This is a genomic window from Candidatus Brocadiaceae bacterium, assembly GCA_012728835.1.
GTDB lineage: Bacteria > Planctomycetota > Brocadiia > SM23-32 > SM23-32 > JAAYEJ01.
Genome location: JAAYEJ010000081.1, coordinates 1 through 16,958, shown reverse-complemented (window position 1 = coordinate 16,958; position 16,958 = coordinate 1). Strand labels below are relative to the sequence as shown.

Genomic DNA, 16,958 nt, shown 5'->3' with positions numbered 1-16,958 from the left:
TCGTCTCGAGGGCTCGGTCGACGGCCGCGCTGCGGGCTCCGTCCACCAGGTCCAGAATGGCGGAGGCCTCCCGCTGGCTGCCCGCATGGAGCAGCAGCTCGGCCGCATGCAGGGCCAGCTCCAGCACCGCGACGCGGTTGGCCCCATCGGCGCCGGCCAGCCAGCCTTCGACGGCCGGGCCGACGCGCTGCGGCTGGCCGCCCCGGATCCAGCACGCCAGGAGCCGTCGCCGCACGTCCGGGTCGCCGCCCATCCGTGTGTCGAGCTGCTCGAGGACGTCGGCGGCGGCCGGCCAATTGCCCTGCTCCTGCTCGATCTCCGCCAGGGCCCGGTAGGCGCCCGCCACCTGTGCGGCGGCGTCCTCCACGTCCTGGAACTGCTCGATGATCCTGCGCAGGACCTGACGGGACCGATCCAGCATGCCCTCCCGCCGCAGCTTGTCCGCGATGACGCTCATCCGGTCGGCGTTGTCCGTCGCCAGGTCCAGCAGCGACGCGGCGGCCGTCTCGCGCACCTTCTCGTTGCGGTCCTTGAGCGCCTGCGCCAGGGCGACGGCGCCCGCCGGCTGGCCGAGTTCGCCGAGGGCGCCTGCGGCGATCTGCCGCACGCGTTCGCTGGGGTCGCGCAGGAGCAGGTCCGATATCCGCGGCACCGCGTGAACCGCGCCGAGCTTGCGCAGCCCTTCCACGCAGAACCAGCGCACGTTCTCCTCCACGTCGTCCAGAGCCGTCAGCAGGGCCGGCACGGACTCCTGCGAGCCGACCTTGCCCAGCGCGATCGCCGCCTCGGTCCGCACCGCTGCGTGCGGCGACTTGGTCAGCAGATCCGCCAGACGGGCGGCCGCCTCCGGCCCCGTGCTGCTGCGGACGGCAAGGACGGCCGCCGTCAGAACGCCCGGGTCGTCATCGCCCAGAGCCTTGCGCACCAGGTCTTCGCGGTATGGCGCGGACAGTGCCACGACAAAGCGCACCACGTTGCGCCGCACGTCGGCCGAGGCATCCTCCAGCGCGTCCCGAATCACGTTGTAGTCGCGTTCGTCCAGCCGCAGCCCGCCGATCACCTGGGCATCCAGCGCCGCCAGCCGCACGGACGCGTAGAGCCGGACCGACTCGTAGCGGTTGCCCAGAGCGGCCAGCAGCGTCGGGGGCGTCTCGGTGGCCGCGGCGGTGATCAGCCGCATCAACTCCTGCTTCTCCTCGGTCAGCCGCCCGATCCGCTCACGGCTGAACTCCACCTCGCGGGCCAGCGCCTGCCGATGCTCGGACAGGATGTCCTCGCGCGTCCGGTAGGCGTTGGCCGTCCACCAGTCCTGCCACTGGGCCAGGTCGAGCGGCAGGTCCCGGCCCGAGATCCTGCGCAGGGCCTCGTGCGCCGCCGTGCGCGCCTGCGGGTCGGCGCTCTCCAGTCCGCTCAGCAGAACGGGGGTGGCCCGCACGGCCAGGGCGTCTCCCAACGCCCGATACAGCAGGCTGCGCTGCTCCGCCGTGGTGTCTTCCCGACCGATCATGGCCACCACGCTGTCGATCTCCTCCGCGCGCGTGAACCGGGCCACCGCCCGGGCCGCCTCCCCGCTGACCTCCGCGTCCGGATGGCTCACGTTGGACAGAACGGCTTCGAAGCAGCGATGGTCCACGCAGAAGGCCGCCGCCCGGATCATGCTGATGCGCACGGTCGCGTCGGGGGAGTTCGTCAGGGCGCCGACGACGGCATTGAACGCCGGCGCGTAGTCCATCGAAAGCAGCGCCACGGCCGCCTGTCGCCTCACCTCCGCCTCCGGCGAGCGCAGATGCGCTTCGGCGGCGGCGTATCGGGCGTGCTGCTGATCGGTCAGCGGCGACACGGCGGCCGGCGCCGGCGGAGGCGCCGGCGTGCCGCATCCGCCGATTGCGAGCACGCCCGTCACCAGGGCCAGGACGTACAACCCGACCGGTCGTTTCGCTCTGTACCGCGCCTCAATGCGCTGCATGGTCTGCCCTCGGGGTTCCGCATACACGGGAACCTGCGCCATGTTACCGCATTGGTGCGCAGAGGGTCAACGAGCAGTTGCCGTGCGGGCGCGTGCCTGCGGGCCCGTTGGAGCGCCGGTGCTGCGGGACGCCCGGTCGGCGCCGGCCGCTTTGCGGACGCGGCCCGGGGACGTGTATAATCGGGGGAGTTCCCGGAAGAACGCGTGCATCCGCATCGAGAGGCTCCGCATGGCATGGCTCCGGAGGCGGTGGGGCCGCCTCGCCGTTCTGGTCCTGGCTGCGTCCGGCGTGCTCTGGCTGGCATGGAGCCGGCGCCGGATGGCCTCGGTCGACTTCGGCCCGGGCCTGCCGGAGACATTCCTGTCCGGCCTGTCCCTCCCGTTCGACCCGCCCGAGGAACTCGTGTACGTGTTCGGCTGGAATGATCTGGCGGCCGCCCGGCTGGAGTTGACGACCCGCCGCGAAGGGGGCGACCTGCTGGTCGAGTACACCGTCCGCTCCCTGCCCATCGTCCAGTCGCTCTGGACGATGGAGGCCTCCGGGCGCACGCGCATCGACTCCACGGGACTGCGCCCGCTGGACTCCGTCTTCGAGTCGCGGTCGGGCGACCGGACGACGAGCTACGCCACGTCGTTCGACTGGTCGGCCGGCCGGGCGACGGTTGTGAAGCGGAAGGTGCGCAAGGGCCGGACCAGGGAGAAGACCCGCGCGATCGGCGTGGGCCTGGACGCGGCCTGCGCCTTCCTGGCGCTTCGCGCCGCCGGTCCGGGCCGGAGCGTGCGCGTCGTGCAGGGCGAGGACGCCTACCAGGTGACCGTGGTCGACGAGGGGCGCAGGCCGATGGAGACGTCCGCCGGAACGGTCGAGGCCCTGCAGCTTGCCGTGGGCGTGCGCAAGCTGGAGGAGGCCGCCGGGGCGGCCGATTTCAGCAGTGCGCGGGTCTGGCTGCACCCCGAGACCCGTGTCCCGCTCCGCCTGGAGGCGCAGGCAGCGATCGGGTCGTTCTACGCGCAGTGGGCCGAGGCACCCGCCACCGAATGACCCCGGCGGGGCGTCTTCAGCCGCCGGACCCGGCGCGGATCAGACCGAATGCCTTGCCCAGGCGTTCGTCGATCTCGCGCCTCTGCTCCTCCGGCAGGTCCGGGCAGTCGCGCATTCGCAGGAGGGATTCGCGCAGCTCGTTCATGCCCTCCCGCAGGCCGCGGTAGAGGCCCTGGAGGGTGTACTCGCGCAGGTCGAGCACGTCCGCCGACGAGCCGTCCAGCGACGGATTGGCCGCCAGGAGCGCCGCGCTCCGAAGGAGTTCCAGGCGCCGCTCCTCGTCCTGGACCTCGCATGCCTCCCATTCCTCCAGCAGCCGCTCGCCCGCCTCGAGGATGAACCGATGGAGCTGCGGGGTGGCGTCGATCTGGGCGCCGATGCGGCCGATGCTGCGCACGACGCTGAGCTTGTTGAGCGACCGCAGCAGCGAGGCCCCCAGGAGCACCTTCATCAGAACGGCGGCCGTCGGCGAGCACGCGACGCTGCACATGGCGCCGATGAGCGCTTCGATGGCGGCCGGCCCCCAGACCACGCGCACCTTCGAGACGCCCTCCCACAGCACCAGCAGGCGCCTGACGACCGCCGTGCGCAACTCGGCCGGGCTGCCCCCGCCGACGCAGAGGCGCTCGAGGCCCTTGACGGCGGCCGGCACGACGCGGATGTCGAAGTTGATCTCCCGGCCGAACTCGTAGACCGGTCCCTCCGGCGTCTCCTTGCGCACGCCCATGCGCGCGCGCGCCTGGTGCGTGACGATGGCGTCGAAGAGTTCGAACAGCTCCCGCTGGTGGCGCTCGGAGGCGTTGGCCGAACCCGCCATGATGCCCAGAGCGTCCAGGGCGTCCATGGCATATGGAAGCGACCAGAGGGGGTCCTTGAGGCGCCGCAGGCAGTCGTCGAAGTGCCGTGCGCCCTCGGCCGTGTAGCCGCAGACGGCCGCCAACGCCCCGGTGAACGCGCCCTCGCCCAGGTCCGGGGAGTCCAGAAGGCGCAGGCACTGCTCCAGGATGCGCCCGGCCACAGCGCCGTCGACGCGGTCCGGAGCGTCCTGCACGATGCGGGCGATGGCGCGGGCGGCCCGGTTGGCGGCCTCGCAGGGGTAGTCCCGGGCGACCATGGCGACCGCCGGCCCCAGTGCCGGCGGCCCGATGCGCTCCAGCGTGGCCTGGATGGAGTCCAGGATGCCCGGCATCCGCAGCTCGGAACTCAGCTCCAGCAGTTCGCGGGCCAGGCTCTCCTGCAGTGCCGCTTCGACGCGCGGATGGCCCAGCACCGCGGCCTGAACGACGCTGCGCCGCGTGGACGCGTCGCCCAGCTTGAGCAGGTCGATCAGCGCCGCCACGGCCTTCTGGATGGTGGGGTCGGAGACGTCGCTCTCGGTGCACAGGACGTCCACCAGGCGGATCAGTTCCGCCCGCTCGACGCCGGCCGCCTGCCCCAGACGCCCCAGGGCGACCAGGACGGCCGGCTCGCCGATGCGCACCAGGCCGTACCGAAGCCTGGTCTTCTCGCTCTCGGGCAACAGGGGGTTGAGCAGCTCCGAGACGGCCCGCCGGGCCAGGTCGGCCGCGCGGTCCGGGTCCGACTCCAGCGATTCGTAGACGCTGAGCAGCAGGCTGCGCACCCGGGCGTTCTCGTTGCGGTCCAGCTCGCGCCAGAGGAGTTCGGCCCCCAGTTCGGGCGCCTGCTCGGCACAGGCGGCCAGGGCGTCCTCGATCTCGGAGCAGAGCCCGTCGAAGTCGCGGGCGAGGTGTCGCAGCGCCGTCTCGAAGAACTGCCGGGTCTTCTGGTAGTTCCCGACCAGGATGCCGGCTGCGCGTGCGATCAGGCGCAGAAGCTCGCGCAGGACCTCCGCGTCCCGCTGCTGATCGAAGACCTCCAGGACGACGGCCAGCACGAGCGCCGCCTCGGCCTGCTGGGCCTCTCCCAGCAGCGCGGCCAGGCGCCGGAGGGCGTAGACGGCCTCCTGCGAGTCGTTGTGGAACAGGCCCCGGACGGCGTCCGCCAGGTCCGTCCGGAATCCGATCTGCTCCAGCGAGCGCACGGCCTCGCGCCGCACGCGCGGCTCGGCCTCCCGATCGGTCAGCACGCTGAGGAACACCCCGGCCTTCTGGGCGCCGTCCATGGGGGCGAACACGAGCTTGCGCAGGCATTCGACGCGCTCGTCGGGGTTCTGGCTGGTCAGGACCGTCAGCTTCAGGCGTGCGACCTCCTCCGGGGCGAACAGCTCCCGGCTCTCCTGCACGCTCATCTCTCGCGGCGCGGCCCGCACGAGGCTCAGGTCCTGCACGTCGTCGGGCCCCAGGGGCTCCCCCGCCGCCTGCTCCACCAGCAGGTCGTCCTCCAGGGCCAGCGTGCGCCATCCGTCCTGGTCCGGGCCGACCAGGCGCAGGAGTTCCCACTCGGCCACACCGCAGCGGCGCCCCTGCTCCTGCAGCCAGGGCTGGGCGACCTGCTCGAGGTCGCCCAGCAGGGCGGGCGAGAGGAGGAGCCGGGCGACGGCCGGTTCGTCGGCGGCGGCGGCCAGGAGCGTGGGGGTCGCGTCGATCCGCTTCGAGAGGAGCGCCGCCACCCGGGTGGCGAGCCGCCGCCCGATGCCGTAGGCGCCCATCAGAAAGTCGCAGTCGGTGTTTCGTTCGCCCTTCATGCGGCGAGCAGGCGCACCTGCGGACCCGACGGCCGGTGCGCCTCTCCCTCAGAGGATGTGCACGGTCCGGTCCCCTTCGACCACGCGGCCGATGACGGTCGCCCGCTCGCCCGCGCGCTGCAGTTGCTCCAGGACGCTGGCGGCGAAGAACCGGGAGACGATGAGCACCAGCCCGATGCCCATGTTGTAGGTCAGGTACATCTCGTCGAGCGGAACGCTTCCGATCCGCTGCAGCGCGTCGAAGATCGGGGGCCGGCGCCAGGCCGACGGGTCCAGCTCCACGGCGCAGCCCTCGGGGAGCACGCGCGGCACGTTCTCGACCAGGCCTCCGCCCGTGATGTGCGCGATCCCGCGCACGACGCGCTTGACCTTGTAGTGGTGCAGGACGGTCCGTACCGAGCGGACGTAGATGCGCGTGGGCTCCAGGAGTTCCTCGCCGACGGTGCGGTCGATGCCGAAGCGCTCCAGGCTGTCGTCCACGCCCAGCCCCGCCTCGTCGAACACCAGCCGGCGCGTCAGCGAGTAGCCGTTCGAGTGCAGCCCGCTGGAGGCCAGCCCGATGACCACGTCGCCGGGCTCGGTGCCCGCGCCGGTCAGGACGCGGTGCTTCTCGACCACGCCGACCGTGAACCCGGCCGCGTCGTACTCGCCCGGCTGGTAGAAGCCCGGCATCTCCGCCGTCTCCCCCCCCAGCAGGGAGCAGCCGGCTTCACGGCACCCCGCCGCGATGCCGGTGACCACCTGGTGCAGCACCTCCTGCTCCAGCTTCCCGGTGGCCAGGTAGTCGAGGAAGAACAGCGGTTCGGCCCCGAGAGTCAGGACGTCGTTGACGCACATGGCCACCAGGTCGATGCCCACCGTGCCGTGGCGGCCCGTCAGGAACGCGACCTTCAGCTTCGTGCCGACGCCGTCGGTCGAGCTGACGAGAATGGGATGGCGGTAGTTCTGGCGGAACAGCCGCGTGTCGTAGTCGAGCGAGAACAGCGCGCCGAACCCGTCCGGGTTGGCCAGCACGCGGTCGCTGTACGTGCGCTGCATCAGGTCCAGCAGGCCCTGGGCGAACCGGTCACCCTCGGCGATGTCCACCCCAGCGTCTCTGTAGGTCACCGGAGGCATCAGGCAGATCACCGATCTGCGGGGAACCAGGGCCGGCACAGCGACGTGCTGCCGCGAGAAGCCACAGGGTCATTATAGCGGGAGCCCCCGGGGTGTCAATCACAGGCACCTCGAAGCGCTTGTGCGGACACGATTTGCAGCGTGCGTTCCGGTTGCGCTACACTGGCGGCCCTGCCGGCGCCACGGGACGGGAAAGGGACACCGCGTTGAAGACAGGGCGAGACCGTCTGGCGTGGCTCGCCGTCGGCCTGGCGATCAGTGTGGCGGCCCTCGCCTATCTGATCGTGGGGCTGTGGGGGGCCTGGGGCGGCCTGTGGGCGGCCGTCCGGGAGGCGCGCTACGGGTACGTCGTGGCCTCGGTTGCCCTTCTGGCCGTCATGTACGCACTGCGGGTGGTGCGCTGGCGGGTGCTCCTACAGCCGGTCGGCGACGTCGCCTGGGGAGCCATTGCGGGGGCCACGTGCATCGGCTTCATGTCGAGCTGCGTGCTGCCCCTGCGGCCCGGCGAGCTGATCCGCCCCTACGCGCTCCACCGGCTCGGGGGCGTCTCGTTCGGCGATGCGGCGGGCACGGCCGTCGGGCTGGAACGCGTCCTCGACCTGTTCGGCGTCTGCTGCCTGGTGCTGCTGACCTGGGCGCTGCTGCGCGGGGAGCCGTCCAACGCAGACTTCGTGGCGGTGCTGGTGGACAGGGGCATCTGGTTCGCCGCCCTGACGGCGGTCGGGCTCGGGGGGCTGGGGTTCCTGGCGTTCTTCCCCCGGCCGTCGATGCGGGCCGCGCGGTTCGTGCTCCGACCGGTGCCGTCGCCCCTGCGTTCGCGGCTGCTGGGTTTTACGGGTTCGGCGACGCGCTCGATGGAGTTCCTGCGGGGGCCGCGCCGCGTTCTGGTGGCGGCGGTGCTGTCGCTGGCCGTCTGGATGATGTTCCCGCTGAGCACGTATGCGCTGGCCCACGCGTTCGACCTGCGGCTGGGCTTCGCGGCGGCCCTGGTCGTTCAGGTCTGCGTGTTGGCGGCCGTGGCGCTTCCGCAGGCGCCGGGCTTCATCGGCCCGTTCCACGTGGCCACGCTGAAGGCCACCGAGCTGTTCGGCGTGGGCCAGGGGGATGCCGGGGCGTTTGCGATGATGCTCTGGGCGGTGAACGTGGTCCCGATCACGGTCGCCGGGCTGGCGTTTCTGCGGCGGGAACGGCTGAACCTGCTGGAGCTGGCGGATGCGAGCGCAGAGGCGGCGGACCGGGTGGACGCGCCCACGGCGGGGTGAGCGGCCGGCGCGCGTCATTCGGCGGCGATGGCGTCCTCGACGGTCGGGAAGATGCCGATCAGGGTGTGCAGCTTCGTGAACCGGAACACTTCTTCCACCAGGGGCTGCGGGTTGACGATGCGGACGTAGCCGCCGTTGCTGGTGGTGGCGCGGAACGCGCGCATCATCTGGCCCAACCCGACGGAACTGATGAACGAGATGTTGCTCAGGTCGAAGATCAGCCTGTAATGCCCCTCTTCAACCAGCCGGTCGAGCTCCGCCCGGAGCGCTTCGGCGCCGGTCTCGCGCATCTGACCGGACATGTGGAGAACGACGACGTCGTCGCGCAACTCCTGTTCGATCCTGGCGCTTTCGGCAGATTCTTCGCGCATATCGTTCCGCCCGAGTCGCTGAATGCCTAAGAGTGCTTGCCCGCCACCCAGGGTGCGTACTTGATCATGGTGATCTCGGTGCCCTTGTCGTTGAACCGCACCTCGTCCATGTAGGCGCGGATCAGGGCCACGCCGCGGCCCGAGGTGGCCATCAGGTAGTCCTCGGCCGTGGGATCGGGCAACGCGTTCGGATCGAACCCCTCCCCTTCGTCGGCGACCGAGATGACGGCTCTGTTCTCGTCCACGCTGAACGAAACGGTCACGCGCTTGGTGTCGTCCAGCTCGTTTCCATGCTTGATCGCGTTGATGACCGCCTCTTCCAGGGCCAGCTTCACGGCGAAGATGATGCGCTCGCCGTAGCCCAGGTTCTCCAGGACCGGCAGGATGGCCGTCTCGGCGTGGATCAGCTCGCGCGGCAGGCTCGGCATCGTGATCGTCTTGCGCTGCGCCTTCTCCAGCAGCAGCTCCACGCCCATGACCGCCACGTCGTCGTCCGGATGGTCCAGGCGCCCGGTCAGTCCCCCGATCAGCTCCTCGATGCTCAGGGCGCCGTTCTTCTCCAGGTACTCGCAGAGCAGCTTCTGGGACTGCGGCCGGTCCTTCTCGTCGAACGCATGCAGAAGCCCGTCCGTGTAGAGGAACAGGCGGTCATGCTTGTCCAGTTGCATGCTCTTCTGTTCGTACTGCGGGTCCTCGAACATGCCGACGAACAGGCCCTCGGTGTCCAGCGGCGTCACCTCGCCGTCCCGAATCAGGAACGGCGAACAGTGCGACGCGTTCACATACTGGAGCGTGAGCAGTTCGGTGTCGAGCACCCCCAGGAAGGCCGTCAGGTAGTGCCCCGCCAGCGTGCTGCGGAGCATCTGGCGGTTGACGTTCTCCATGATGATGCGCGGCCGCTGTTCGGATGCCGCTGCGGTGCGGAAGGCCAGGCGGCCGGTGGCCATGATGACGGCGGCGGGCAGGCCGTAGCCGGACACGTCGGCGATCAGGAAGGCCACGAAGTTGTCCGACAGGTTGATGATGTCGTAGAAGTCGCCGCCGACCCGCGCGCCCGGCAGGGTCTCGATGGCGAAGTGGAGGCCCTCGAAGGCGCCCTCCACCACCGGTTGCAGGTTGCGCTGGAGTTCGCGCCCGACCTGCTCGTCGCGCTCCAGCAGCACCGCCTGGCGTTCCAGTTGCTCGGCCAGCAGGCGCATCTCCCGCTCCCCGATGCCGGGCGGCGGGGCATTGATCTGCGCCTCGCGCAACTGCGTCTCGAGTGCTTCCACGCGCGCCTCCGACTGGCGCAACTTCGCCCTCAGGGAGTCAAGCTCCTCCTGGCAACGCCTGGCTCTCTGTTCGGCCGGACGCTCGCCGTCGGGTCCGGTCTCGCGCGGCTTCTCGGAACGCGTCATAGGCGCTTCTGCACAATCCTGATGGAAGACGGCCATCGCGCACGGCCCCGGCCACGTGCCATCACAGGAACCGCATTATGCCGCAAAACCCGGAGTCGCCGCAAGTGCACACATCCCCGCCCGCCCCGGCCTCCCATCTTCTGTACCCCGCAGCCCGCCCCGCGCCGATCGGCAGGGCGCCCGGCGGCCCTGCCGGCGGCGTGCACACCCCGCCGACCCCGCCGGAGGCCCGCAGGACGCCGGGAAGGGCAATGTTTGCCCTTGACACCCGCCGGGACGCGGGTTACAGTTCTGCAGGATGGCGGCCGCCCCGGCTGCACGCCGGTGGGCGGCGCCTGTGTGCTCGTGGAATCCTCCCGACAACGCGCGACCGGAGGCCGGGTCATGAGATTCGCTTCGCAACGATTTCTCGCTCTGCTTGCTGTTCTGACGACCGTGGCTCTCGTCTCTTGCGTGACGGCCGGTGCCCGCAAGCCCGCGCCCGCCCCCTCGAAGCTGGCCCCCCACAACGCCGTCTTCGACCTGGAACAGGAGGGGCTCAAATGCCTCTGGCGGCAGGAACTCGGCCAGTTGACGGACAACCGCCGGCTGCGGGACCTCTACAGCACCGGGCCCCTTGTGGTCGTTGAGGCCGGCGGCGGCGAGATCCACTGCCTCGACGCCGACACCGGCATCTGGAAGGCCACCACCGTGATGATCGACAAGCTGGACGCGCCGCCCACGGCTCTCGGCGACCGCCTGGCCCTCGTGGTCAAGAACAGCGTCGTTCTCTACGATCTGGCCACCGGCGCGATCGACCGGCCGCACCCGTGCGGCTTCCCCCTCACGGCCCAGCCGGTCTCGCACAAGGGCGTCCTGTACCTGGCCGGCGGCGATGGGAAGATCGCCCGGCTGAGTCCCGACGAGCGCATGCCCGAATGGCTCGTCTCGCTTCGCGGCCCCATCTTCAGCCGGCCCACCATCGCCGGCGAACACCTGCTGGCCGCCTCGCCCATGGGCGTGGTGGTCTGGGACACGTTCAAGGACAGGGACCGCGTGCGCTGGTCGCCCAAGACGGGCGTGCGGCTCTCGTCGGGCGTCGCCCAGGTGGCCGATCGAATCTACGTCGGCGACGACCGCGGCCTGCTCTACTCGCTCGATGCGGACACCGGCGAATGGCTCTGGCAGCGCATCTTCGACGGCCCCATCCGGGAGGACCTGCGGGTGGTCGGGACCGACCTGCTGGTGCTGACCGACAACCCCAGCCTGATCTGCCTCGATGCCGCCGGCGACCGTCAGCAGCGCTGGCGGGTTGCAGGGGTCACGCAGGTGATCAGCGTCGGCCGGAACGCCGTCTACGCTGCCATGGGGCCGGACCGGGTCGTCGCCATCTCCCGGGACACGGGCGAGCCGCTCTGGTCCGACACCCTCCCGCCCGACTGCCGGATCACCGGCTCCGAACAGGGCCCGACCTTCTTCATCGCCGACACGGCCGGGTCGATCGTGGCCTTCACCGAGCTGGACTGAACCGCCGCCGGGCGCGAAATGGAACGGGCCTTCCGGTGGCTCAAGCCCGCCGGAAGGCCCGTTGCGCTCTGTGCGACGCTGACCCTTCGCCTCCGGACCTCCCGTGCGGGAAGCCCCCGTCGGCCGGGTCACCTCACCTCTACACGTCCTTGCCCTGCACGGTCTTGCGCCCGTTCCCCTTCGCCCTCGCCACGGCCTTGTCCAGCAGTGCGTACACGGCCTCGTTGAGCGCCGTCAGCACGTCGTTCGAACTCATGACGTCCTGTGCACGGATGTAATTCTTCACCTTCGTCCCGACGATGAGCATGTCCTTGTCGCCGCAGGATTCGCACGCCATAGATAATCCTCCCAAAGTGCAGGAAGTTCACATGATGCGGCCGCCGCCTCTGGCCGATCGTCCAATGATACTAACAGCAAAAGCCGCCCTGTCAAGAGCCGCCGAGCGCTGAGGTGCGGGCAGCGCGGACGCCCTCGGCCGCCGGGGGGCGGGCCGCCGCGCCTTCCGCCTTCCCGCTTGCCCGTGCCCCCGGCGGCCGGTATGATGTCCGGTCGCTGCCGCCCTGCAGCATGGTGGGCCACGGGTTCGCGTGGTGCCGGCTGTGCGGGCGTGCCCGTCGCCCGGAGGCTATGCGTGCGGTGATCGCCCCACGACGAACCGTGGTCCTGCTGCTCGTTCTGTGCACCGCCGCCTCCACCGGTCCCGTCGGCGCGGCCTCGGCCTCGTTCTCGGTCGAACGCACCGAGTTGGGAATCCTCGTGAGCGCCCCCGGACGCCGGATCACGATCGTGCCGGACAACGGCGGCCGCATCGTCTCGCTCGAGCTGGACGGTGTCGAATGGACGCGGCTGTCCGAGGACGGGCACGGCGGGCTGATCGAGGAGACGCACACCGCCGACTGCCCCTTCCGCGTGGCGCAGATGCACGCCGGGCCGCCCGGCGCGGTCGTCCGCCTCGAGGGCGACGCGGGCCCGTTGCGCGTGGTCAAGGAGTACCGGTTCTCCGCAGACAGCCCGAACGTCCTGGTGAACCTGACGTTCGAGAACCGTTCTCCCTACGTGCTGACGGGCGCCCGGGCCCCGGCCGTGCGAAACCTGGCCACGCCCTCGCCGGGTGCGGCGGGCGGCGAGGTGTTCTGCATGGACCGCGGAGCCGGCACGGAGGTCATGGCCGCCGGCCTGTTCCTGGCCCGACCGGACGGGCCGGGCCCGTTCCGATGGATGGGAGTCGCCGATCCTGCGGTGCGCAGGACGCTGGGCGTGGCGGTTCTGGACGGCGGCTGCCGGCCGCTCCCGCCGCTTCGGACGCCGGAGGGGATGGTCACGGCCGGCTGGTCCTGCCCTCCCCTGCCACCCGGGTGCCGCATGTCGGTCCGCGTGCTGCTGGCGCCACTGGACGGGTTCGCGTCGCTGGCCGAGATGAACGAGCACTTCGCCTGCGACAGCGTGCCCTTCGCCCAGGCCGATCCCCCGGAAACGCAGTTCACGCTGCGGGCGTTCACGGACGGGCTCAAGGACGCTTCTGTGACGACGCGCACGCACGACGCGCAGCACCGCGAGATCGGCCTCTCGGACCCGCTGCTGCTGCACGATCCGCAGCCGGGCGGGCGGGCCGTCGGGGGAGTTGTCCGGTGGGATGCGGATGAGGCGGCGGCCTGGCTCGTCCACGAGGTCTACGCGCGCGGGCGGAAGCTGGCGCAGTTCGCCGTGCCCCTGGGCGGCGGCCCCCGCGTGCCGCCGCCGGCGCCGGCCACCCCGCCGCCGCCGGTCGCCGTGCCCGTCGCCGACGCACACGTCCCGGCGCCCGGCAGCCTGATCACGCTCGACGCCGAAGCCGAGCGCCGCGGATTCGTCCTGTGGGTGTTCGACGGGCCCCCGGCCGAGGCCCAGCCGGACCGCCTGTCCCTGACCATGGGCCGGGGTGGCCGGCGGACGGTCTTCCTCGGCGTGCGTGCCCTGGCCCCGACGGGCCGCCTGCACATTGCAGTGGAGCCGGCCGAGGCGCCCGCCGACGCCGCCGCGCCCATTCCGCAGGCGGCGGTCTCGGTCTGGCGCATCGTCGATGGCGCGGACTCCGAGCCCCAGATGGTGCCCCCGGGCGACCTGACCATGGCCTCGGGCGAGGTGGCCTGGGTGGCGCTCACGTTCGACGCCGGCCTCCTCGATGCCGGCCGGTACGGCGCATCCCTGACGGCTGCTTCCGGGGGCGGTGCGTTGCGTGTGCCCGTCCTGGTGGAGGTGCTGGACGCCGGGCCGTACGATGCCGATGCCTTCCCCGTGTGGTACCTGCCGCCCGGCCCCGATGCCGTCCCGTCCAACACCGCCCAGGCGAAGCTGCGCGCCTACGATGTCGCGGCGTTCACCCTGCCGATGGCCTCCGGGGCCGCCGGCCGGGTGGCCCTGGAGGCTGCCGGGCAGGCCGAGCGTCGCGGCTGGGCGTTCCTGGCGTTCTCGGGCGCCGGGGCGGGCGCACAGCCGCCGGCCGGGGGATTCCCCGTGCGCCTGGCCCTCCCCCACCCCCGTCCGCCGTGGCTGCTGGACGTGCGGCGGGCCGCCCGCGGAGCCGCGCGCGCAGCCGCACTCGCCGGGTTCCGTCCCGCCCTGCTCTGTGAGCGACCCGATGCGCTCGATCCCGACGCCCTGCCGGGTCCCGAGTACCCTTCCTTCCTGCTCGTCTCGGACGGCTGCGGACCGCAGGACGTGCCGCTGATGCGGGCGTCGGAGCGGATCGGCGCCGACGATGCCGTGTGGCTCCACATGGACCTGCGCCGGGCGGACTGGCGCCACGCCGCGCTGGAGGTGCGCAGCGCCTTCTGGGCCGCCGCCTGGCAGGGCATGGCGGGCGCGGCGGTCAGCGGCCCGGAGCCGTTCCGCGAGGCGGACCGCCAGTCGCCCATCTGGCACATCGTCCGCGACGCCCGCCAGGAGGTGGCCCTCTGGCGCACCGTGCGACGGCGCGCCGCCGAGGCCGCCTCGGCGGCCGCCGGGCCGGAGGCGCTCCGCGCGGTGGCTCTGGCCGAGGGCGCCGTCGGCCCGGAGCAAGGGCACGACCTGCGGGTCGGCCCGCAGCGGCGGCCCTTCCGCACCGTGCTGCGGGCGGCGCACGACGGCGCCGGACAGGCCGTGCGCCTGGGCACGTTCGAGCGTGTGCATCGGGCCAACCTGGAGCTGGCCGGCCGGCTTCCCGCCACGGCGAGGCCGCGCCCCGGGGACGGCCAGATCTACTGGGACGGCATCCCACTGGTGACCGACGATCGCGTGCGCTGGGTGATCGTCGCCCCGGACGGCGAGGAGGTCTGGAAGCGGGGCCTGGAACTCCAGGCGCTTGTGCAGCAGGCGGGCGGCCGCGCCGTGCCCGTGCGGCGCACGATGCCCGAACCGGAGCCCGACGCGCCCCTGCTCGTCTGGGTCGTGGGCGGTGCCGAAACGGTCGAGGAGTGGCCCGAGGCGCTGCGCGCCCAGTGGCCGGAGCGGCAGGGCGGGTCGCTGGCCCTCCTGGGCACCGAGGGGGGCCCCCGAGTGGTCGTCGTCGGGGCCGACGCGGATCTGCAGGCGCTCGCGCGCGGCTTTCGCCCGTCTCCCCGAACCTACCCCTCCGCTCGCGACATGCGCTGACCGCAGAGTCCGCAGAGTCCGTAAAGTCCCAGCCCGTGTACGCAAAAATCTCCTTTCGGCGGACAATAACGTCCTGTTCGGACAGGGCGCGGGCGCCGAACGGGTATAATGACGACAGGAGGCGTGAGGGAGCCGGGCGGTCCGGGCGCCCGTCGGTGCCGGAGACCGCGCTTGCGTCCCTGCCCCTCGGCGGCCTATCATGTTGGGCTGAGGTGGAAGCACGATTGTCGGTGACCGCCGGGGCCGGCCACGCGCCGGCACCGGAGAGGTGGTTTTGCTGGTCCGGGCCGAGAGCCCGGCAAGCCGGAAGGTGGTGAGCGGCGATGAGGAAGTCCACATTCCTGGCAGGTCTTGTGGTTGTTGGCGCCCTTCTTTCGTCCGGGTCCGCGATGGGCTGGAATCCCCCGGTCCTGCGCAGTCTCGCCTCCGGCGATCAGGCGGTCCCGCCGGTTGTCTACGAGATCAGCCCGCTGGGCTACACACTGCCGGGGGCGGGCGCTCCGTCCGGCCCGTCGGAGGGATTCGTCGGCGAGAAGCTGACCTTCAAGGCCAAGGGGTACGACCCGCTGGAGGCGCACGAGTACCAGTTCGACTGGGGCGACGGCACGCGGGGCAGTTGGAGGAGCAAGGACCGCCAGTCGCACGCCTACGACCGCCCGGGGACCTTCGAGGTGCGGGCGCGGGAGAGATGCCCCCTCGGCCTCTTCGATACCGGATGGTCGAAGCCCAGGAAAGTGAAGATCCAGACCGCTGCCGATGCCGCGTACATGCTGACGGTCAGCTCCCGCCCGGTCACGGGCATCGCCATCGGCGGCAGCGCGCCGGGCCAGACGAACTACATCGCGCCGGTTCGCAAGGAAACGGCCGTCACGTTGTCCGCCCCGGCCCTGGTGACGGTCAAGAAGGCGCAGCACACCTTCCAGCACTGGGTGCTCGGGGGCGTCCCGCAGCCGGCGGGCCAGGCCGCCCTTGCCTTCGACATGGATGGCCCCCGGGAGGCCGAGGCCGTCTATGCGCCGGTGACATGGGCTCTGAACGTGCGCAGCAGCCCGATGGCCGGTGTGCCGATCGCCGGCGTCCCGGCCGGCCTGACGGACTACTCCAGCGACGTGCCCGACCACACGCGGGTGACGCTGACGGCCCCCCCGATCGTCCACGCCGACCAAGCCGTCTACGGCTTCGTGGAGTGGACCGGTCTGCCCAAGCTGAAGGGGACGTCCCTCAAGCAGCGGGTGCGCATCCAGTCCGACACGACGCTGACGGCCAACTACGGCCCGATCGAGATGGCGGTCAACTACCCGAACGGCCCCGGCATCGTCATCGAGCGCGGCGCGAAGGTCGAGGTCTTGTGGGACGTCGTCAACCTCCCCAGGGGCAACCCGATGGTGGTGGAACTGGTCAAGGGCGGGACGCAGACCTGGACGCTCTCCGGCTCCAAGGGCACCAAGAAGAACCGCCTGAAGTGGACCGTGGGCAAGGCCATCAAGAACACACCGCCCTACCCGGACGGCGATGACTACACGATCCGCGTCAGCGCCCTGGGCGGCGCGGTCTGGGCCGAGAGCGAGGAGCCGTTCGCCATCGCCGGCGTCGATTCGCTGTCCGTCATAGGGCCGTTCATCCTGGAGGCCGGGACGGACGCGCCGCAGTACGCGTGCACGGCGCACTACAACTTCGGCCCGGACCGGGACGTCACCTACGAGGTCCAGTGGCGCACGGACCCCAAGGAGTATGCCAGCATCCAGAAGAAGACGGGCCGGCTGACGACGAGCCCCGTGCCCTGGGGGCAGACGTGCAGCGTCACGGCCACCTACGGGAAGGGCGAGCAGTCGGTGACCGGGTCGCTGGAGATCAGCCTGGCTCCGCCCGAGGAGTGAGCGCGGACCCGCAGGACGTCGATGCGGCGGCCGCTTGATTCTGCGTGGGGCCTCCGCTACAAGGGAGGCCCCACGCCCGAGGCAACAACGGCCCGGCTGCCGTGCATCCGTGCCCTGTCGGCGGGCCAACGCGTCGGCGGGCCAACGCGTCGGCGGGCCAACGCG

At 71.5% G+C, this 16,958-nt stretch carries 11 protein-coding genes; 5 read left to right on the top strand and 6 right to left on the bottom strand.

The features are described from left to right. The coding region (locus GXY85_12945; GenBank protein NLW51729.1) for a hypothetical protein at positions 1 to 1,966 on the bottom strand (1,966 nt) is incomplete at its 3' end. A gap of 229 nt (positions 1,967 to 2,195) precedes the next feature. On the opposite strand from GXY85_12945, the gene GXY85_12940 reads away from it, so the two are divergent. After that, positions 2,196 to 3,008, top strand: a complete 813-nt coding sequence (locus GXY85_12940; protein ID NLW51728.1) for a DUF3108 domain-containing protein — start codon at positions 2,196 to 2,198, stop codon at positions 3,006 to 3,008. A 16-nt stretch (positions 3,009 to 3,024) separates the two neighbouring features. Here GXY85_12940 and GXY85_12935 read toward each other — a convergent pair whose 3' ends face one another. Together GXY85_12935 and GXY85_12930 are read right to left on the bottom strand one after the other, a co-directional pair. Then, positions 3,025 to 5,652 (bottom strand): hypothetical protein, encoded by a 2,628-nt coding sequence (locus tag GXY85_12935; GenBank protein ID NLW51727.1) that lies wholly within the window; start codon positions 5,650 to 5,652, stop codon positions 3,025 to 3,027. 48 nt (positions 5,653 to 5,700) lie between these two features. After that, the gene (locus GXY85_12930; protein NLW51726.1) at positions 5,701 to 6,768 is read right to left on the bottom strand and encodes a phosphoribosylformylglycinamidine cyclo-ligase; all 1,068 of its coding nucleotides are present in this window, start codon (positions 6,766 to 6,768) and stop codon (positions 5,701 to 5,703) included. A gap of 206 nt (positions 6,769 to 6,974) precedes the next feature. On the opposite strand from GXY85_12930, the gene GXY85_12925 reads away from it, so the two are divergent. Next, complete coding sequence (locus GXY85_12925) at positions 6,975 to 8,030, top strand: flippase-like domain-containing protein (protein ID NLW51725.1); 1,056 nt, start codon at positions 6,975 to 6,977, stop codon at positions 8,028 to 8,030. A gap of 14 nt (positions 8,031 to 8,044) precedes the next feature. On the opposite strand, the gene GXY85_12920 is transcribed toward GXY85_12925, so the two are convergent. Then, complete coding sequence (locus tag GXY85_12920) at positions 8,045 to 8,401, bottom strand: STAS domain-containing protein (GenBank protein NLW51724.1); 357 nt, start codon at positions 8,399 to 8,401, stop codon at positions 8,045 to 8,047. A gap of 26 nt (positions 8,402 to 8,427) precedes the next feature. After that, a complete protein-coding gene (locus GXY85_12915; GenBank protein ID NLW51723.1) occupies positions 8,428 to 9,798 on the bottom strand; it encodes a SpoIIE family protein phosphatase in 1,371 nt (456 codons plus the stop codon). Positions 9,799 to 10,182: 384 nt separating this feature from the next. Between GXY85_12915 and GXY85_12910 the strand changes: the two genes are divergently transcribed. Continuing rightward, positions 10,183 to 11,304 (top strand): PQQ-binding-like beta-propeller repeat protein, encoded by a 1,122-nt coding sequence (locus tag GXY85_12910; protein ID NLW51722.1) that lies wholly within the window; start codon positions 10,183 to 10,185, stop codon positions 11,302 to 11,304. Between the two features lie 139 nt (positions 11,305 to 11,443). On the opposite strand, the gene GXY85_12905 is transcribed toward GXY85_12910, so the two are convergent. Next, positions 11,444 to 11,641 carry a hypothetical protein gene (locus tag GXY85_12905; GenBank protein NLW51721.1) on the bottom strand — a complete coding sequence of 66 codons (198 nt, stop codon included), beginning with the start codon at positions 11,639 to 11,641 and terminating at the stop codon, positions 11,444 to 11,446. Positions 11,642 to 11,940: 299 nt separating this feature from the next. Here GXY85_12905 and GXY85_12900 point away from each other — a divergent pair, with 299 nt between their 5' ends. Next, a complete protein-coding gene (locus GXY85_12900) occupies positions 11,941 to 14,916 on the top strand; it encodes a hypothetical protein (protein ID NLW51720.1) in 2,976 nt (991 codons plus the stop codon). A gap of 323 nt (positions 14,917 to 15,239) precedes the next feature. Continuing rightward, entirely contained in the window at positions 15,240 to 16,793 is a 1,554-nt protein-coding gene (locus GXY85_12895; GenBank protein ID NLW51719.1) for a hypothetical protein, read from the top strand. Positions 16,794 to 16,958: the final 165 nt, after the last annotated feature.